This window comes from Hydrotalea sp. GW822-HT8A01, assembly GCF_058798575.1.
In genome coordinates, this window is sequence record NZ_CM179506.1 from 3,063,723 (window position 1) to 3,082,992 (window position 19,270).

Sequence of the window (19,270 nt, forward strand, 5' to 3'; positions counted from 1 at the left end):
TCATTATTTTTTTCGGGATTTTTTTCCAATCAATCCCTTTATTGTTTCATGACAAAACAGTTGAACTATGAAATGGATACAATTGTGGAAAAAAGTTTTGGATTATTTTTTACTCAAGAAAGATGATGACTTTAACAATCCTTACCTCATTTTATGAGGTATTTTTTTATCCCCTAAAATAACGGGTAAACCCATCTGCCAATAAACTCAGCGCATAACCATAACTTACCATTACTACTACACCAAGAAAAGATACATCAGAATATAAAATCATTTTTAATGCCAGTACCGAATCAAAAATCATGAACAATGCAGCGCCGGGTATAAAAAAATTAATGACTAAATTTTTCTTACTTCTACTACTTAACCCAAGTTTCCTAAAATAGAAGCATTTGAAATAGGAATAATTTTGAGTTGCGAAAACAAAACTTCTACTCAAATGCTTCAGGACAAAGTTATTGGAATTTACTGTTTAGTGGATGATATATTGAAAGGCATCCATCATCATGAACACAAGGAACGAAAAGTTAGTGATAGCGAGATCATAAGCACGGCAATAGTGTCAGCTCTTTATTTTAAAGGAAACCAGTTTCATGCTATTAATTATATGCGCACACATGCTATGATACCTGGTATGATTGGCAAGAGTGGTTTTAACAAACGGTTGCATAAGGTTGCCTCGCTGTTGATGTGGTTGTTTTTACACATTGGCAGAATGTTCAAATATTTGTGTGCAGAGTTGGAATATATCATTGATTCGTTTCCATTAAAAGTCTGCCATAACATACGTATTAACAGGAGCAAATTATTAACAGGAGAACAGTGGAGAGGCTTCAATGCCAGTAAAAGGGAATATTTTTATGGGGTAAAGGTACAGTTGATTACAACCAAAAATGGTATACCGGTTGAAATTTGTTTTTCACCTGGTAGCGAACATGATGTAGAAGCCTTGCAGAAAATGTTTATGGATCTGCCGCCAGAGAGCTCTTTATTTGGAGACAGTGCCTATACAGCATATGAATTAGAAGAATTATATAAAGAAACTGAGCTGATAGAGTTAAAAATATGCAGAAAATCAAACAGTAAAAAACCAGATAAACCTTATCATGCTTTTATTAAAAATGCAATGAGAAAACGTATAGAAACCACTATTAGTGAAATTGTAGAAATGACACCCCATTCTATTCACGCAGTCACTAAAGATGGATTCTTACTTAAAATATTACTATTCGTTTTAGCTTTTCAAGTAAAAGCAATCGTTTAAAATAGGAAACTTGAATTACTTAATAAATTAACCGTACTAACAGCCATTGTACTAGTTATCAACATATATATTAGTAAACATATATATTAGTATAGGCCATTTCATGCCTCCTAAATTGGCACCAATAAAGCGAAAGACTAAATAATTCCAACAAAACAAAATAGCCACACCAATAAATGCTTCCTGGCTATGTTTTAGTTCAGGCTGGTGCATTCTTAAAAAAGTAATGATGAAAAAAATGAGTGCAACAATAAATGCCACCATTCCGAAAATAAAGAAAAGGGTTTCTTTCCCCATTAACAAAATATCGCCTATTCAGGCAAATACGAACGCTAAAAACACAATGTTTTAGTATGTTTAAACAAATTATGTTTTGCGTTTAAAAAATAAAAAAAAGCAAAATGGGTATTAACAAGGGTTTAGTAAATATCCGCAATTGCTCTTTTTCTGTATGAATGAGGTAACAATCGGCCAATAAAAAAAACCAGAATACCAATATGCCATGCTTTTTAAGTAAGCGCATGCAGTTAATTTTAAGTGTATGCTACGAAAATAAGCCGATTCAGGAATATAATTTCTATTTTAAAAAAATGTATGCTAAAAGTAAAGTAATGTCAGGTAGATACAATATGTAATACCTGATTTTGACATTTTAACCCAAAAAATCGATTTTTTATACCATAGCAGCAATTTTGAAAGCTTAAATATTACATTTGCGACATGTTAACCGAGGAGGAAGAAAAATTTATTGCTTATTGGTCTGCTAACGGGGAGAAGCAAAAAACCAGCGTCCGCACATTATTGAAAGGATTTTCATCAGGAATCAGTCTGGGTGCAGGCATCATTTTGCTGATAGCTGCCGGATGGTATGAACGTGCAGATATGGAAGCGCATACCAAACTAAATCCATTTTTTTTATTGTTGATCATTCTCATCATTTCAATAGTTATGGCTTTTTTGTACAGGAATTACCGATGGGAAATGAACCAGCAGCATTATTTAGAATTACTATCCAAAAAACGAAAACTTGAAAAAAACAATACAACAACTGGTTCTAACAACCCAAACAATTCTACTCATTCATAAAAAAACAATGATGGTGAAGCAACTGTTAACAGCCGCTTTTATTTCAGTAATCTTTTTTTCTGCCTGTTCAAAATCCAATTCCGGTGGAGGTGCTCCTTGCCAGTCAGCAACGGTAGCTTCAGAAAAAAATGCCATGGTAGCCTTTTGTGTGGCCAATGGCGTTACCTACCAAACTGATACCAGTGGCATTTTATATCAAATTATCACATCGGGAACAGGCGCAACCCCTTCACTCAATTCAAAAATATATATAACATATACCGGAAAATTATTAAATGGTACCACCTTCGATATGCAGCCCAATGCCAGTCAAACAGGATGGAATTTGTATTCACTGATTCAGGGCTGGCAAATTGCCATTCCGCTGATTAAGAAAGGAGGCGAAATTAAAATGGTTATTCCTTCTGCTTTGGCTTACGGATGTATTGGCAGTGGCCCGATACCCCCCAATGCGCCGCTATTTTTTGATGTGAATCTGGTGGATGTACAATAATTTTTTTAAAACAATTTTACTGTTGTTAATTTCTAATTAAATATCATTTTCATTCCCCTATCTTTGCCCACTCTAAAATTTTATAAACCCTTACTAGTATGCAACTGAAAGGTTTAGTGCGATTTTTTACGATTGCTCTTATTTTAATTTGTATTTACCAGCTCTCTTTTACATGGATTGTAAAGAGCCACGAAAGTGCCATGGAAGCCAAGGCCGAAAAATATGTACAGGCCTACCCTGCCCCATCAGTAAAATATCCTGATAATACTAACTTGCGGGATTTGTATGCCGATACTTTAAAACAGTTAAAAGAAGCTGAATACAAAAGGTTATTGGACAGTACCCAAGATTTTAAAATTGGGCCATTCGGTTTAACAACCTACCGCAGCGCAAAAGATAAAGAACTATTATTGGGTCTTGATTTGCAGGGAGGTATGAGTGTTACTTTAGAAGTACAGTTAGATGCTTTAATCAAATCGTTAGCCGATTATACCAAAGACCCAAAATTTAATCAGGCTTTAGCAGCTGCAGTCAATAAAAAAGCAAATAGTGGAGCAGATTTAATTACCCTGTTTATTGATGAATACAAAAAAATTAATCCCAATGCACAGTTGGCTCCATTCTTTGTAGCCAGAAGTAATGGCAAATTAAAATACAACACATCTAATGATGATGTTACCAATTATTTAAGAGAACAGGCTACTGCTGCTTTTAATAACACATTACGGGTTTTAAGAACACGTATTGATAAATTTGGGGTTTCTTCTCCCAATATCAACCCCGATCCTGCAAAAGGGATTATCAATGTAGAATTGGCCGGCATTACCGATCCGGAAAGGGTTAGAAATTACCTGCAATCTACTGCCAACTTACAATTCTTTGAAGTGTATACCGCCGAAAATTCGGAGTTAGTGAATGGTTTATTAAGTGCAGACAAAGCTTTACAGGATTATTTAAATGGCATCAAAGCTACTGATACTGCAAAAGCAAAATCGGAAACTGCACCTGTAGCAAAAACATCAGAAAAAACAGATACAACACAAACCGCTACATTATCGCAATTATCATCTGCTTCAAATAGCAATACCACTACAACCGATTCTACCACATTCAAAAACAATGAAAATCCGTTAAGAAGGTTGTTGTTACCCGGCCCTCAACCCTATCGTAATGCTACCGGCAAAGTAGTATATCCGGGTGTTATTGCCATGATTCAGGTAAAAGATACAGGCACGTTTAACAGGTACATCAATATGGATATTGTGAAAAGCAAATTTCCATCTAACCTCGTATTCATGTATGGTAAACCCGATAATACCAGTGATGATCCTAAGGCAAAAAATTTCCTGAATCTATATGCTATCAAAACTTTAGACAACGGACAGGCTGAATTAGAAGGTGAGCATGTTACCAACGCACGTCAGGATAATGATGAAAGAGGCCGTGTGGTAATCAGCATGTCAATGGATAATGTGGGTACCAATATCTGGGCAAAAATGACTGCCAGAAATATTGACAAACCTATCGCTATTGTATTAGATAATTTTGTTTACTCTGCACCCAATGTAAATGATGCTATTACAACCGGTAATTCACAAATTTCCGGCAACTACACTGTTAAAGAAGCACAGGATCTTGCAGAAATATTAACCAGTGGTAAATTAACTGCTCCGGCAAAAATTGTACAGGAGCAAATTGTTGGGCCTACTTTGGGAAGTGCAGCCATTAAAGGTGGTGCTTTGGCATTCTTTATCGCCTTCCTGGTTATATTCTCTTTAATGCTTATTTATTATAACAATGGTGGTTGGGTAGCCAATATTGCATTAATCCTAAACTTACTATTTACCATAGGTATATTGAGTGCATTAGGATTTACACTTACCGCAGCCGGTATAGCAGGTTTGGTATTAACGGTGGGTATGGCGGTAGATACGAACGTTATTATATTTGAAAGAATTAAAGAAGAACTTACCAAGGGTAAAAGCTATCAAAATGCAATTAACGACGGTTATAAACGTTCATTGGCACCTGTATTAGATGCCCACGTAACTACTTTGTTAACCGCTATTATTTTGGCTTATTTTGGATTGGGTCCTGTGTTAGGATTTGCTACCACACAAATTATCGGTATTTTATTATCACTGTTCTGTGGTATTCTGGTTTCCAGAATGATTACCGATATATACATGACCAGGAAGCGCCACTTTAACTATTTCACTGCCATCTCCAGAAAAATATTTAAACATTCTGCATTCAAATTTATTGAGTATAGAAAAATTACTTATATCATTTCTGCCATTGTATTTACCTTGGGAATTGCCTCTTATTTCAATGGTTTTGATGAAGGCGTTGAATTTGAAGGGGGTCGTAGCTATACCGTTAAGTTCGATAAACCGGTAAACCAGCAAAAATTAGCCGATGAATTGCGTCCTGTTTTGGGTGGTGAATTGCCGATTATTAAAACAGTTGGAACCAATAATCAGTTAAATATTACAACAGCTTATCTGATTAAAGAATCAAAACCCAATACTGATTCAATTATAGAACATACTATATTTGAAGGATTGAAGAATTATTTACCGGCCGGTACTACTTTCTACGATTTTGATAAAAAATACAAGCAAAGTTCTCAAACTGTTCAGCCTTCTATCTCAGATGATTTGAAAGCAGGTGCCAAAAAAGCAACCATCATTGCAGTGATTATTATATGTTTGTATATTTTCATCCGTTTTAGAGACTGGAGATATTCGCTGGGTACTATTTTCTCTTTAATGCATGATGTATGCGTTACTTTAGCTGTTTTCTCTTTCTTTAGAAAAATTGTACCATTCCCATTAGAAATTGATCAGCATTTTATTGCGGCCATCTTAACCGTAATTGGTTTCTCTATGAACGATACCGTAATTGTGTTCGACAGAATCAGGGAAAACAGTCACTTAATGAAAGGGGCCACAAAAGGAGCCATTATCAATAAATCAATTAATGATACATTGAGTCGTACCATTATGACATCATTAACCGTATTTCTCACCTTGTTAATATTATTCATATTTGGTGGTGAGGTTACCCGCGGATTTTCTTTCGCAATGTTAATTGGTGTAATTACCGGTACTTACTCTTCCATATTTGTTGCCGCACCTATATTGGTTGATATGGCAAAAGATAAACCACTGGGCGATTCTTCTGAAAAGAAATAATTGCAACATCAATATATTCAATTTAAAAACCTGTTGTACCCATGCAACAGGTTTTTTATATAATCAGTTGTAGAAGTAAAGCAGCCTAAATGTTCTACGTTAAAAGATTATTAAAGTATGCTCATATAATCGAATAGCCTGTATTATAATTAAATTTGCAATCGTGGATGTATTATTTAAAAATAGAATAAAAAATATTGTAGCAAAATTCCTCTTATTGGTAGTAGCCCTACAGGTTCTAAATTTCAGTATGGACTCTATCGACTTTCATCCACATAAACACAGAAATACCATCAGCGACTTCAATTATTTAAATTCAATGGTAGAATATTTCGATGAAATTATTTTAGGTAATAAAGATGCCTTCCCGGAATATTGTAAACATAATGCAAGAGAATCACAAAACATCAAACATTTTGATGTAAAAATTTGCCAGCAACTACCTGTTAAATTAATTCCGCTTCAATATGTGAAGGATAATACTTACCGTAGAAGCAGAAATGAATTTTTTACTTTGCTGATCATCCGCGAAATCACACCGCCTCCTCCAAAGCCATTCATAGCATAAAATTATTTTTACAATTATGGTGTGTATTTGGTTAAAATATTGGCAAATGCTTAGTATTTTAACGGATATAATTTATTCATAGAATATTACAGGTTGTATATGCAAAAACTAAAAACGATTTTTTTGTTTGGAGTAATATTGCTTTGTTCCCGTATTGCAATGGCACAATGGCAACCTCCCACTAGTGATACTGTTCATTTAAGTATAGATAGTGCTGAAAGTATCTTCTTGCAAAATAATTTGCTGCTTTTAGCCCAACGCTATAATGTAAATGCACAAAAGGCATTAATTATACAGGCCAAACTGTATCCCAATCCAAATATCAATATTTCGCAAATGATGCTGCAGCCGGTTTCAAAAAAAGTGCTGCCCTTTGGTTCGGAAGGCGAAATTCAGGCTACACTTTCACAAATGATTATTTTGGCCGGCAAAAGAAATAAGCAAATTAAACTGGCCGAAACCAATGCCAAATTGGCTGAATATCAGTTTTATGATTTAATGCGCACCTTGCGGTATACACTAAGAACCGATTTTTATAATATTTATTATTTAACGCAATCCTCTAAAGTATACCAACAGGAAATTCAATCGCTGCAGCAAGTGGTAAAAGCCTTTGAAGAACAGCAATCAAAGGGATATATTGCCGAAAAAGAAGTAGTTAGAATTAAAGCGCAATTGTACAGCTTAGAAAGCGAATACAACGATTTAATCAATCAAATTAATGATACAGAAAGTGAATTGCGGCTGGTATTGCAGTTAAAAGACAGTTTTATACAACCAGAAGTTAATGAAACCAAACTGGCAAAAATCAGCCCTGCCAAATATCCTATTGCAATATTAATCGATTCAGCTTATCAGGCCAGAACCGATTTAAAAATTGCAAAAGCTTACACAGACATGAATAAACAAAATTACGAACTTCAAAAAGCCTTAGCAGTGCCCGATCTTACCCTTCAATTAGGATACGACCAGCAAGGCAACTATATTCAAAACTTTAACAATATAGGTTTTGGTATAGATATCCCAATTTTTAACAGAAACCAGGGTAATATTAAATCGGCCAAATCGATGATTGATTACAGTGCCACTACCCAGAAAAGTGCTGAAGCAAGTATTGAAGCGCAAATATATCGGGCTTTGCAAAAGGCTTACGACAATACGGCATTGTACCAAAAAATAGATCCTGCTTTTGGAAAAGATTTTGACCGGTTGAAGGAAGAAGTTTTATCGAATTACAAAAAACGAAACATCAGCCTGCTCGATTTTTTAGATTTTTATGATGCCTATAAACAAAATACATTACAAATAAATTCTATTAAATTCAACCGCATCAGCGCATTTGAAGATTTAAATTATTATACCGGAACATCACTTTATTAAACCCTGAATTATTGATTTATGAAGCATATTTTTAAAAATAAATGGGTATTGCCCGCATTTATTATTGCAATTACTGCATGCAGCATGAGTGCCTGTAAAGATGAAACAGCAAAAAAAGAAACGAGGCTACAATATGTAATTCCCGACTCGTTATTGAAAACATTGAAAATAGATACTGTACAAAAATGTCCGCTCGTTGAAGCATTAACATTAACCGGAACAGTAGATTTTAATCAAGATAAGCAGGTAAATATCTATCCGTTGGTGAGTGGTAATGTGGAAGATGTAAAAGTACAGTTAGGCGATTATGTACAAAAAGGCCAGGTATTGGCTATTGTAAAAAGTAGCGAAATGGCCGGTTACAGTAATAGTTTAGTAAATGCAGAAACAAATCTGGCAGTTGCCAAGAAAAATTTAGATGCACAGCGCGACTTGTTTAAAAGCGGACTTGCTTCGCAATTGGATGTGAATGCTGCCGAAGCAGCTTACCAGCAGGCAGTTGCCCAATTAGAAATGGTGAATAGAATTTTAAAAATTAATGGCAACAATACACAGGGTAATTATGTGATTAAAGCACCTATCAGTGGTTTTATTGTTCAAAAAAATATTACCAACAATACAGCTATCAGAACTGATAATGGTAATAATCTTTTCACCATTTCTGATTTGAAAGATGTATGGATTTATGCCAATGTATATGAATCAAACATCAGTAAAATTCATCTGGGCGATCCCGTTGACGTTACTACCATATCCTATCCCAACAGAATTTTTAAAGGAAAGGTTGATAAAATGATGAATGTATTAGACCCGGCCAATAAAGTAATGAAAGTTAAAGTAGTATTGCCAAATAATGATTATGCATTAAAACCCCAAATGTTTGCAAGTATTTTAGTTACCAATAAAGAAAATAAACAAGCCATTTGTGTTTCATCCAAAGCATTGGTATTTGATAACAGCAGGTATTATGTGCTGAAGTATCAGGGTAACGGTGTAGCCGTGATTACACCTGTAGAAGTAATTAATACGATTGGAGATAAAACTTATATCGCTTCGGGTATTGAAGTGGGAGATCGCATTATTGCATCGCAGGCCATTTTAATTTACGATACCCTAAACAATTAGTTTTCATTTATTTCAAACTAAAGCAATGATTAAAATATTAAAAAGCGTAATTGGATTTTCGCTTAAAAATAAATTTTTTATACTATTGGCATCGCTGGCTATGATCATAGTGGGTATTGTAACATTTAAAAATATGCCCATTGAAGCATTTCCTGATGTTACCAATACTGAAATCAGCATTATTACCCAATGGCCGGGCAGAAGCGCAGAAGAAGTAGAAAAATTTGTTACCATTCCCATTGAATTGGCCATGAATCCGGTACAGGATAAAGTGAGTCTTCGTTCCTCTACCATATTTGGTTTATCGTATGTTAAACTGATATTCGATGATAATGTAAAAGACCCACAAGCCCGTCAGCAGGTAATGAATTTGTTGGGTAATGCCAATCTTCCTGCCGGCGTTAATCCTTCAGTTCAACCTCCTACTGGGCCTACCGGCGAAATTTATCGCTATACTCTCAAAAGCAATATCAGAGATGTAAGAGAATTAAAAACTATGCAAGACTGGGTCATTGATCGTCAATTGCGCTCCGTTCCCGGCGTTGGCGATATTGTAAGTTTTGGCGGAAAAACTAAAACTTATGAAATACAGGTAAACCCGGAAAAACTCACCAATCTGGGTATTACTCCGCTCGATGTATTTACTGCTGTACAAAAAACAAATATTAATATTGGTGGAGATGTTATTATTCAAAATAACCAGGCTTTTGTAGTGCGAGGTATTGGTTTATTGAATGATATTAATGAAATCAAAAACATCATTATTGAAAACATCAACGGAGTACCGGTACTGGTAAAAGATGTTGCTAATGTTGAAATTTCCAACTTGCCCCGCTTAGGCTGGGTAGCTCGTTCAAATGGCTTGATAAACAAAGATGGAACAAGAGTTGAAACCGATGAACCCGACGTGGTAGAAGCCATTATCTTAATGCGAAAAGGTGAAAATCCTACTAAAGTATTGAATGCAGTTAAAGATAAAATAGATAAACTGAATCAGTTTATTTTACCTGCTGATACACAAATTGTTCCTTATTACGATAGAACTGATTTAATTAATTATGCAACACATACTGTACTGCATAATTTGGTGGAAGGCATATTGCTGGTTACCTTATTGGTTTCGCTCTTCATGTTTAACTGGCGTACAACTTTAATTGTTTCCATTATTATTCCCATGGCCTTGTTGTTTGCCTTTATTTGTTTGCGCTTAATGGGCATGAGTGCCAATTTGTTATCATTGGGTGCAGTTGACTTTGGTATTATTATAGATGGTGCGGTCGTCATGGTAGAAGGTATGTTTGTAATACTTGACCATAAAGCCAAAGAAATGGATATGGAGCGATTCAATAAAATTGCCAAACTAGGGTTAATCAGGAAAAATGGAGCCCAATTAGGAAAAGCTATTTTCTTTGCAAAAGTGATTATTATAACAGGCCTCTTACCCATTTTTGCTTTTCAGAAAGTGGAAGGGAAAATGTTCTCTCCATTGGCTTATACATTGGGTTTTGCCTTATTGGGTGCACTGATTACTACACTAACACTGGTACCTGTTTTAATAAACTTATTGCTTAGAAAAAATGTGCACGAAAAACACAATCCTTTTGTAGAAGCCCTCACTGGTTTTATGCAGAAAGGATTTGCAGGTGCTTACAAAAGAAGAAAATGGGTTGTACCCATTGCATTGGTAATTATGGTAGGTGGTCTTTATTCTTTCAAATACCTGGGATCTGAGTTTTTACCTGAATTAGATGAAGGTTCTATCTGGTTAAGGGTACAAACACCTTACAGCATTTCCTTAGATAAATCGGTTGAAATTTCAACACAGATTCGAAAAATATTAATGGGATTTCCTCAGGTAAAATATGCCGTATCACAAACCGGCCGTCCAGATGATGGTACCGATGTAGCAGGTTTTTACAACAATGAATTTTCTGTGATGCTGTATCCAGAAGATTCCTGGAAGCCGAACATCACTAAAGATCAATTGATTGAAGAAATGAACAAATCCTTATCCAATATACCAGGTATTGATCTAAATTTTTCGCAGCCCATTATGGATAATGTAGAAGAAGCTGTTTCCGGTGTAAAAGGTTCCATCAGTGTAAAAGTATATGGTGATTCTTTAAATTATATGGAAGGCAAAATTCAGGAAGTATATAATATTTTAAAAAATGTTCGTGGTATTACCGATTTGGGTGTGATCCATAACATTGGGCAACCGGAGTTAGATGTAAATCTTGATCAGAACAAAATGGCCATGTATGGCGTTGCCACTGCCGATGCCAATGCAGTGGTTGCTATGGCCATAGGTGGTTTAGCAGCCTCAACATTGTATGAGGGTATTAAAACATTTGATATTCGTATTCGCCTTCCGGAAAATTTCAGAAAAACACCGGAAGATATTGGGAACCTTTTGGTGCCAACACAAAGTGGCTCTAAAGTGCCCATTAAAGAAATTGCCACCATCACAGAAAAAACAGGCCCCTGCTTAATTTTCAGGGATGATAACCAACGTTACTCTGCACTTAAATTTTCTGTACGCGATAGAGACATGGGCAGTACGATTGCAGAAGCACAGAAAAAAGTTGATCAGGCTGTTCAATTAAAACGTGGTTACACCATGGCATGGCAGGGCGATTTTGAAAATCAGAAAAGAGCCGAACATAGACTGGCACAGGTAGTTCCCATCAGCTTATTATTAATTTTTCTATTGCTGTTTACCATGTTTGGCAATTTAAAAGATGCCGGGCTTGTCTTTTTAAATGTGCCTTTTGCAATAGTGGGTGGAATTGCAGCACTGCATATAACGGGTACCAATTTCAGTATCTCCGCAGGTATTGGTTTTATAGCCTTATTTGGTATCTGTATTCAGGATGGGGTTTTACTGATAACGGTATTTAAGCACAATCTTGAAAACATAAAGGGTGCGTCCAATACATTATACTCAGCCATTAAAGAAGGGGTTAAATCGCGCATACGCCCTGTAATGATGACCGCCTTAATGGCAGCCATTGGTTTATTGCCTGCGGCCATTTCGCATGGTATTGGTTCTGAAAGTTCCAGACCTTTGGCCAGAGTTGTAATTGGAGGTATTTTATGTGCCATGATCTTCTCGCTATGGGTATTCCCATTAATCTTTGGATGGGCTTACAGAAATGTAGATAATAAACATAAGTCACTTACAGATAATGATAATTCTACTGAAACAAAGAGCTAATGCTCTATATTAATTTTAGTAGAAATTAAAAGCCGCTTCTTATCTTCACGAAGCGGCTTTATTATGCTCTATTGCTTCCTCATCAAAAAACTATTACATGAATACAAAATGGAAATATTACCTCTTTTTATTTTTATTACCATTGCTATTACAGGCACAAGAGCCGCAACAACAATCATTGCTCTGGCGCATATCAGGCAATCATCTTCCAGCCAATGCCTATATCTTCGGTACCTTCCACTTATTATGCCCTAATGAATTTATACTTCCAGATACCATTTCCAGCATCATTCAAAAAGTTGATACCGTTTATTTTGAAATTAAATTAGACGACCCTGCTCTATTTAATAACATGATGCAGGAAATGACCATGCAAAACAATCAAACACTTAAAAATTTTGTATCCACACCTGCTTATGATTCTATGAATCATATTTTTCAAGAGAAGACAAATATTAATCTCAGTTTTTTTCAATTTTATAAACCCATTCTAATTACTTCGTTCTTATATCCTGCATTAATGGGCTGCACTCCCATTTCTTTAGAAACTTCTATTCAAAAAATTGCAGAACAGTATTATATTCCAATTGAGGGTTTAGAAACAGCCGGTTTTCAATTTAAAATATTGGATGACATACCTTACCAACAACAAGCCAATATGTTAAAAGAAACGCTGCTGCATTTCAATCGGTCGAAAATAGAACTTATAAATATGGTGGCAATGTACAAACGTATGAACATAGATAGCATTCAACAAAGTCTGACCACGGAGGATGATTTACTACAATACCAAAATGAACTGGTGGTTCAGCGCAATAAAAATTGGGTAGCCAAAATAACACAATTAATGCAAGCAACTTCCTGTTTTATAGCTGTTGGTGCCGGACATTTAGGTGGAAATGAAGGATTAATTGCATTATTCCGTAAACAAGGTTATGCTGTTGTGCCAATATTATTCCAATAAGAATAGATGCTATGATAACTGATGAAAACGAATATTTTTAAAGTAATTTGAAACAGTTCACTTTGCATGTAGTACCTTCCAATCTATATTTTAATTTTTATGAGAAAATTGATCAGCTTTCTAAGTTTCATTTTGCTTTGTACCGGCACAACCAAGCTAAATGCGCAACCTACTTTTATTAAAGATAGTTTAAATACCTACATTGAGCAGGGCATGCAGGACTGGAATATTCCCGGTTTAGCCATTGCGATTATAAAAGATGGTAAAATAATAGTAATGAAAGGCTTTGGCGTAAGAGATGTTACAACAAAAGCGCCGGTTGATGAAAACACGCTTTTTATGATAGCCAGTAACTCAAAACTATTTACAGCTACCTCACTTGCACAATTGGCTTATGATCATAAGCTTTCGTTAAATGATAAGATTATAAAATATTTTCCCGATTTTCAATTGTATGATTCTGCCGTAACCAAAATGGTAACCATTCATGATATGCTATCGCATCATTTGGGTACCAAAACATTTCAAGGCGATTTTTCTTTTTGGGACAGCAAAAATTCGCGGCATGAAATCATGTACAAAATGCGCTATTTAAAACCATCGGGTACTTTCAGGCAGGATTTTGGTTATTGCAATAGCTGCTTTTTAACTGCAGGTGAAATTATACCAAAAGTTACCGGAAAACCCTGGGAAGTTTATGTATACGATAGTTTAATACAACCATTAGGAATGGAGCATACACAAACCTTAGGCTATGGTATCAGCAGAATGCCCAACGCTGCTAAGCCACATACGACTGCATTCGCGGGCAAACTACAGCTGCTCCCCTACGATCAGGTAGATAATTTAGGCCCGGCAGGAAGTTTGTTAAGTTGTGTTTCCGACCTTTCCAAATGGCTGATGATGCAATTAGACAGTGGCAGGTATAATGGCAAAAGAATTGTTCCTTGGGAAGTTCTAAGAACAACCCGAGATATGGCTACCATCATCTCCAGCCGTAAAAGAGGTGATTCACATTTTAGTGGTTATGGACTCGGTATATTCGAAACTGATTATCATGGCAAACAGATTTTCTGGCATACCGGTGGGGCATTTGGATTTGTAACCAATACCTGTTTTGTTCCCGAAGAAAATCTGGGTATCACCATTCTTACCAATCAGGATAATCAGGATTTTTTTGAATTACTACGCTATCAAATTTTAAATGCCTATTTAAAATTACCTTTTGAAAATTTAAGTAAAACAGTATTGCCCGGATTTTTAGATGAAGAAACAAGGGAAATAAAAAAGATAGATGGATGGAAAGATCGAATTAAAGGCAATACACCACCGTTACCTTTAAAATCCTATACCGGTCAATATGAAAATACATTATATGGAACGATCACTATTTCTGAAGAAAGAAATAATCCAGGCAATTTATTGATCAAATTCAACAGCCATCAAAACTTACTGGCAACACTGCAATATTTGGATAATGATGAATGGCTGCTCACATATAACAACCCGGCTTTTGGCGTTTTTACCACTTCCTTTTTAACCAAAAATAATACCGTAACAGGCATTCCAATTAAAGCCAGTGATTTTGTTGAATTTGATCCCTATCTGTTTATAAAAAAATAATGTAACCAGCAGTAAGTAATTTTATACCAAGCAATCATTACATTTGAATACCAACCATCAAAACGAACATTATGAAAGTTGCCAAACTACTGTTTTTACTAATGCTGCCTTCACTGGCATTTGCGCAAAATGAAACAAATACCATTAATACTTATGCAAATGCTCTAAATGATTCGGTAATTGCCTGGCGAAGACATTTCCATCAATTCCCTGAATTATCGAACAGAGAATACAATACAGGCGCCTACATTGCAGCTTATTTAAAAAAATTAGGATTAGATGTACAATATCCTGTTGCTAAAACCGGTGTAGTGGCCATCTTAAAAGGCGGCAAGCCCGGCCCCGTTGTAGCATTAAGAGCTGATATAGATGCACTACCTGTTGTTGAACGCATTCAATTGCCATTTGCCAGTAAAGTTACCGGAGAATATGAAGGCAATAAGGTGGGCGTAATGCATGCCTGTGGGCATGATTCTCATATTGCTATTTTAATGGGAACGGCTACAGTGCTTACAAAAATGAAAAATGAAGTACCCGGTACCGTTGTTTTCATATTTCAACCTGCCGAAGAAGGCCCTCCCGGTAATGAAGAAGGTGGTGCACCTTTAATGATTAAAGAAGGGGTAATGGACCATCCGAAAGTAGATGCTATTTTTGGTTTACACATCAATTCTCAAACCGAAATCGGAAAAATAAAATATAAATCTGGAGCTACCATGGCTTCCAGCGATTGGTTTACCGTAAAAGTAAAAGGTAAATCATCGCATGGCTCACAACCCTGGAGCGGAATTGATCCTATTGTAATAGCTGCACAAATTATTCAGGGCTTTCAAACCATTGTAAGCAGACAGGAAGAATTAACCAAAGCACCTGTTGTAATTACTGTTGGTAAAATTAATAGTGGTGTGCGCAGCAACATTATTCCGGAAACATTAACAATGGAAGGCACCATTAGAACTTTAGACAGTAAAATGCAGAAAGATGTGCATGAAAGAATGATACGCACTGCAGAAAAAATTGCAGAAGCATCCGGTGCTACTGCAACAGTTTCTATTGATACAAAAACAGAAGTTACTTACAATAGCCCCAATTTAGTGAAAGCAACTTTACCGGCATTAGAACTGGCTGCAGGGAAAAATAATGTATCAGAATCTGACTGGACTACCGGAGCCGAGGATTTTTCTTTTTATGGTGATAAAGCGCCTGCATTCTTTTTCTTTTTAGGTGGAATGCCTAAGGGAATGGATCCTGCTAAAGCGCCACCACATCATACTCCGGATTTCTATATTGATGACAGTATGTTGTCTGTAGGTGTAAAAGCTTTTTGTCAGATTGTATTTCAATATGCAAACACACACAAATAATACAAACATAGAATGAAATTTTTGGGCAGGATTTTTTCCAGATGCTTTGCAGTTATTATGCTTTTGGGTTGCAACATTCAGTTAAATGCTCAAAGCCTTCGCTTTTTTTCAGCCGATAATCCAAAATTTCAATATCTTGGGAGAATAGATTTTAGCAATCCGGCGCTTCCTAAATATTGGGCGCCGGGTGTGTATGTAACAACTTCATTCAATGGCTCATCGTGCAAATTCATTGTGCAGGATGAAGTACCCAACCCCAATGCCCATAATTATGTTGAAGTGGTAATTGATAATTACATTTATCATCGTATTCGTTTACAGCAAAAAAGAGATACACTTTCTTTTTATAATTTAAAAAATGGTGCTCATAAAATAGTGTTGTGTAAAAATACAGAAACCAATATTGGTTACATGGAATTTGCAGGGATGCTTTGCAATGCATTGCTTGAACCACCACCATTACCCAACAAACGGATAGAATGTATTGGCAACTCCATAACCTGCGGTACAGGTAGTGATCAATCGGTGGTGCCTTGCCATGCAGGAGTTTGGCAAGACCAGCACAACACTTATTTTGCTTAGGCCCCACAACAGCAAGAAACCTGAATGCACAGTGGCATTTAACCGCTTACTCGGGCATTGGATTGGTGCATAGCTGCTGCAATATTGCATTTAATATTAAAAACATATTTAATCAATTAAATCTCCAACCGAACGGAATTCCATGGTAATTTTCAAAATATCAGCCGGATGTTGTAACCATTTGTTTAGGTCAAAATGATGGCAAACAAGATTCTGCTTACTATTGTAAACAATATCTTTATCTTTTGCAAACTATCAGAACTCAATATCCGAACGCGCAGATTATTTGTTTATCCAGTCCGATGGCGGATAGTAGTTTGAATGCAAATTTACAACGCTACATTACTGCTGTGGTTCAAAATAACTGGTGTGTGCAAGATGGAAAAATCAGTAAATATTTTTTAAAACAGGCTTATAATGGCGGATGTGATAATCATCCCGATTTACAACAACAACTGATTGCAAAACAACTTACCGATTATATTGCAAATGATCTGATGCACTGGAAGCAAATCGCTTTTCATTAAGCACGTTTCCCAAATAACAAACTGCCAATACGCACCATATTGCTGCCACATGCAATGGCAATTTTATAATCGTTACTCATTCCCATAGAAAGAATGGTGAAATCTGATAACTTTTGATATTTTTTTTTACAGCTTTCAAACAAATGCTTCAAATATTGAAACTCTGATTCAATTTGAGATTGATTTTCAGTAAAGCTTGCCATACCCATTAATCCCTTTAACCGAATACTTGAAAAAATACCTGATTGAACAGTTGATAGTATTTCGATTAGTTCCTCCGCATTCAATCCAAACTTTGTTTCTTCTTTTGCAATATAAATTTGTAATAAACAATCAATAACCCGATTACATTTTTGCGCTTGTTTATTAATTTCAGCCAGTAAAGACAAACTATCTACCCCATGAATTAAATAAACAAAAGGTGCAATGTATTTTACTTTGTTTTTTTGCAAATGACCAATAAAATGCCATTGAATATCAGTTGGCAGTTTAGTAGCTTTATCTACTAACTCTTGCACATAATTTTCACCAAAGTCTTTTTGGCCTAAATGGTATAAAGTTAAAATATCTTCACCCGGTTTGGTTTTACTTACTGCAATTAACCTGGTATGCCTTGCATTTAATTCTTGTAGAATATTTTGATATGTTTCAATAGCTACTGCCATAATACAAAATTAAGGATGTGCCTGATTGTATTGTTGTTGCAACAAAAGATATTCTAATAACAAAACAATATTGTATGCTGGTGAAAAATAATTAAACTGCCCAATATTCAGTTTTTCAAATATCATTTTAAAAGGATTAGGTAATATAGAACACATATTGGCCTTAAAAAATACAAATTGATTATTCCTAAAAAAGTTTTGGATTTGAGGTACACCCATTTTTAAGGGAGCATTAATATTTTCACCCCATCTTAATAAAGCGGTTGCAACAATTATTTTATCAAAATAATTGGTAGATGGATTTGATAACATTTGATGCGCTGTTTGCACGAGTACAGGTTTAAATTCGTGAAGTAAATCAAAACCAGACAAACTCATTAAACGGGCCAAATGATATAAAACTACCGGAGTTCTTTGATAATGTGGGGATAGGATCGCACTGCTTTTTAAAATGTATTTTTTTTCAATACTTATTTTTAAAAGTTCTACTGTAGCACTATCTGCTTTTGCGAAAAGTAAATGATAGTTCTGAACAAAATAGAGTATGTTGGCCAACACACATACATCAAAGTCAATGGGCATTTTTTTTCCAAACCATGTAGAATATGCCGGTAATTTTTTAAGTGACTTCTTTGTATTGCGAATTATTTTACCATTTAAATGATTGGTATATTGTTGCATCAGTAAATGTACTGCACTGGCAGAAGTGCTATCTGTGCCTAAAGCCAACAAATCAATTACCGTATCATCCATATCATCGGGAAGCGCCATAGATCGGTTCATCAGATTTAAACAACCACCATTCGGAAATACTTCAGGAGGATAGGTTGACCAGAAATTATAAGTATTTCTCCCCGTTTTATTTTTAAATTTTTTGAAAGCAGGCTTTGCACGTTCAATGATGGAATCAATTAAAATTTTATCGGCACTGTCTGCTAAAGGATATAATTGTTTTAGAGTGAATACAATGAGTCCCGTAAAAAATATATTATCATCTGGTTTAGATATATTGTACCGGTATGTTCTGTATGATGGAAAAGTGCCTGTTGTAAAAAACTTTGCAGACTGCACCTGTTGTTGAGCTAATAAATGAATCAGCATGTGAGCACTAATCGTATCAGTTGATGCAGCCATCAACCCGGTTGGCAAATGGCTGCAAAAAAAGATAAATAGTATGAAGCTGATTTTTTTCATTGCAGTTATATAAACTTACTC

At 35.5% G+C, this 19,270-nt stretch carries 17 protein-coding genes; 13 read left to right on the forward strand and 4 right to left on the reverse strand.

Features of this window, described 5'->3' with window-relative positions; translation table 11 throughout:
- Positions 1–166: 166 nt before the first annotated feature.
- A complete protein-coding gene (locus tag AC3QLY_RS13610; RefSeq protein ID WP_492989875.1) occupies positions 167–304 on the reverse strand; it encodes a hypothetical protein in 138 nt (45 codons plus the stop codon).
- Between the two features lie 135 nt (positions 305–439).
- On the opposite strand from AC3QLY_RS13610, the gene AC3QLY_RS13615 reads away from it, so the two are divergent.
- Positions 440–1,264 carry an IS982 family transposase gene (locus tag AC3QLY_RS13615; RefSeq protein WP_075051507.1) on the forward strand — a complete coding sequence of 275 codons (825 nt, stop codon included), beginning with the start codon at positions 440–442 and terminating at the stop codon, positions 1,262–1,264.
- A gap of 51 nt (positions 1,265–1,315) precedes the next feature.
- Here the strand turns inward: AC3QLY_RS13615 and AC3QLY_RS13620 are convergent, their stop codons facing one another.
- Entirely contained in the window at positions 1,316–1,567 is a 252-nt protein-coding gene (locus AC3QLY_RS13620) for a lysoplasmalogenase family protein (protein ID WP_492989876.1), read from the reverse strand.
- Positions 1,568–1,984: 417 nt separating this feature from the next.
- On the opposite strand from AC3QLY_RS13620, the gene AC3QLY_RS13625 reads away from it, so the two are divergent.
- From AC3QLY_RS13625 to AC3QLY_RS13680, 12 genes are all read left to right on the forward strand, one after another.
- Positions 1,985–2,350 (forward strand): hypothetical protein, encoded by a 366-nt coding sequence (locus AC3QLY_RS13625; protein WP_218330413.1) that lies wholly within the window; start codon positions 1,985–1,987, stop codon positions 2,348–2,350.
- Positions 2,292–2,843, forward strand: coding sequence for an FKBP-type peptidyl-prolyl cis-trans isomerase (locus tag AC3QLY_RS13630; protein WP_492989877.1), 552 nt, complete (start codon positions 2,292–2,294; stop codon positions 2,841–2,843). The genes AC3QLY_RS13625 and AC3QLY_RS13630 overlap by 59 nt, the downstream gene beginning before the upstream one ends.
- Positions 2,844–2,941: 98 nt before the next feature.
- Complete coding sequence (secDF, locus tag AC3QLY_RS13635) at positions 2,942–6,040, forward strand: protein translocase subunit SecDF (protein ID WP_288071269.1); 3,099 nt, start codon at positions 2,942–2,944, stop codon at positions 6,038–6,040.
- A 163-nt stretch (positions 6,041–6,203) separates the two neighbouring features.
- Positions 6,204–6,608 (forward strand): hypothetical protein, encoded by a 405-nt coding sequence (locus AC3QLY_RS13640; protein ID WP_074418396.1) that lies wholly within the window; start codon positions 6,204–6,206, stop codon positions 6,606–6,608.
- Positions 6,609–6,707: 99 nt separating this feature from the next.
- Positions 6,708–7,988 carry a TolC family protein gene (locus AC3QLY_RS13645; protein WP_218330410.1) on the forward strand — a complete coding sequence of 427 codons (1,281 nt, stop codon included), beginning with the start codon at positions 6,708–6,710 and terminating at the stop codon, positions 7,986–7,988.
- 18 nt (positions 7,989–8,006) lie between these two features.
- On the forward strand, positions 8,007–9,113 hold the full coding sequence (locus AC3QLY_RS13650; RefSeq protein WP_288071265.1) for an efflux RND transporter periplasmic adaptor subunit: 1,107 nt from the start codon (positions 8,007–8,009) through the stop codon (positions 9,111–9,113).
- A gap of 25 nt (positions 9,114–9,138) precedes the next feature.
- Positions 9,139–12,330, forward strand: a complete 3,192-nt coding sequence (locus AC3QLY_RS13655) for an efflux RND transporter permease subunit (RefSeq protein WP_288071263.1) — start codon at positions 9,139–9,141, stop codon at positions 12,328–12,330.
- Positions 12,331–12,427: 97 nt separating this feature from the next.
- Positions 12,428–13,294 (forward strand): TraB/GumN family protein, encoded by an 867-nt coding sequence (locus AC3QLY_RS13660; protein WP_492989878.1) that lies wholly within the window; start codon positions 12,428–12,430, stop codon positions 13,292–13,294.
- A gap of 99 nt (positions 13,295–13,393) precedes the next feature.
- Positions 13,394–14,917 carry a serine hydrolase gene (locus AC3QLY_RS13665; protein WP_218330408.1) on the forward strand — a complete coding sequence of 508 codons (1,524 nt, stop codon included), beginning with the start codon at positions 13,394–13,396 and terminating at the stop codon, positions 14,915–14,917.
- Between the two features lie 71 nt (positions 14,918–14,988).
- Positions 14,989–16,281 carry an amidohydrolase gene (locus AC3QLY_RS13670; RefSeq protein WP_218330407.1) on the forward strand — a complete coding sequence of 431 codons (1,293 nt, stop codon included), beginning with the start codon at positions 14,989–14,991 and terminating at the stop codon, positions 16,279–16,281.
- A 12-nt stretch (positions 16,282–16,293) separates the two neighbouring features.
- Positions 16,294–16,863, forward strand: a complete 570-nt coding sequence (locus tag AC3QLY_RS13675; protein ID WP_218330406.1) for a hypothetical protein — start codon at positions 16,294–16,296, stop codon at positions 16,861–16,863.
- A gap of 245 nt (positions 16,864–17,108) precedes the next feature.
- On the forward strand, positions 17,109–17,390 hold the full coding sequence (locus AC3QLY_RS13680; RefSeq protein ID WP_288096536.1) for an SGNH/GDSL hydrolase family protein: 282 nt from the start codon (positions 17,109–17,111) through the stop codon (positions 17,388–17,390).
- On the opposite strand, the gene AC3QLY_RS13685 is transcribed toward AC3QLY_RS13680, so the two are convergent.
- Both AC3QLY_RS13685 and AC3QLY_RS13690 read right to left on the reverse strand, forming a co-directional pair.
- Positions 17,387–18,055, reverse strand: a complete 669-nt coding sequence (locus tag AC3QLY_RS13685; protein ID WP_218330404.1) for a YggS family pyridoxal phosphate-dependent enzyme — start codon at positions 18,053–18,055, stop codon at positions 17,387–17,389. The two genes, AC3QLY_RS13680 and AC3QLY_RS13685, sit on opposite strands and share 4 nt — an antisense overlap.
- A gap of 9 nt (positions 18,056–18,064) precedes the next feature.
- Entirely contained in the window at positions 18,065–19,249 is a 1,185-nt protein-coding gene (locus AC3QLY_RS13690) for a hypothetical protein (protein WP_492989879.1), read from the reverse strand.
- Positions 19,250–19,270: the final 21 nt, after the last annotated feature.

What these genes read in the sequence shown, in the direction of transcription:
- AC3QLY_RS13610 (WP_492989875.1), bottom strand. Translation starts at nt 304, where the DNA reads ATGATTTTTGATTCGGTACTGGCATTAAAAATGATTTTATATTCTGAT.
- AC3QLY_RS13615 (WP_075051507.1), top strand. Translation starts at nt 440, where the DNA reads ATGCTTCAGGACAAAGTTATTGGAATTTACTGTTTAGTGGATGATATA.
- AC3QLY_RS13625 (WP_218330413.1), top strand. Translation starts at nt 1,985, where the DNA reads ATGTTAACCGAGGAGGAAGAAAAATTTATTGCTTATTGGTCTGCTAAC.
- secDF (WP_288071269.1), top strand. Translation starts at nt 2,942, where the DNA reads ATGCAACTGAAAGGTTTAGTGCGATTTTTTACGATTGCTCTTATTTTA.
- AC3QLY_RS13645 (WP_218330410.1), top strand. Translation starts at nt 6,708, where the DNA reads ATGCAAAAACTAAAAACGATTTTTTTGTTTGGAGTAATATTGCTTTGT.
- AC3QLY_RS13650 (WP_288071265.1), top strand. Translation starts at nt 8,007, where the DNA reads ATGAAGCATATTTTTAAAAATAAATGGGTATTGCCCGCATTTATTATT.
- AC3QLY_RS13655 (WP_288071263.1), top strand. Translation starts at nt 9,139, where the DNA reads ATGATTAAAATATTAAAAAGCGTAATTGGATTTTCGCTTAAAAATAAA.
- AC3QLY_RS13660 (WP_492989878.1), top strand. Translation starts at nt 12,428, where the DNA reads ATGAATACAAAATGGAAATATTACCTCTTTTTATTTTTATTACCATTG.
- AC3QLY_RS13665 (WP_218330408.1), top strand. Translation starts at nt 13,394, where the DNA reads ATGAGAAAATTGATCAGCTTTCTAAGTTTCATTTTGCTTTGTACCGGC.
- AC3QLY_RS13670 (WP_218330407.1), top strand. Translation starts at nt 14,989, where the DNA reads ATGAAAGTTGCCAAACTACTGTTTTTACTAATGCTGCCTTCACTGGCA.
- AC3QLY_RS13675 (WP_218330406.1), top strand. Translation starts at nt 16,294, where the DNA reads ATGAAATTTTTGGGCAGGATTTTTTCCAGATGCTTTGCAGTTATTATG.
- AC3QLY_RS13685 (WP_218330404.1), bottom strand. Translation starts at nt 18,055, where the DNA reads ATGGCAGTAGCTATTGAAACATATCAAAATATTCTACAAGAATTAAAT.
- AC3QLY_RS13690 (WP_492989879.1), bottom strand. Translation starts at nt 19,249, where the DNA reads ATGAAAAAAATCAGCTTCATACTATTTATCTTTTTTTGCAGCCATTTG.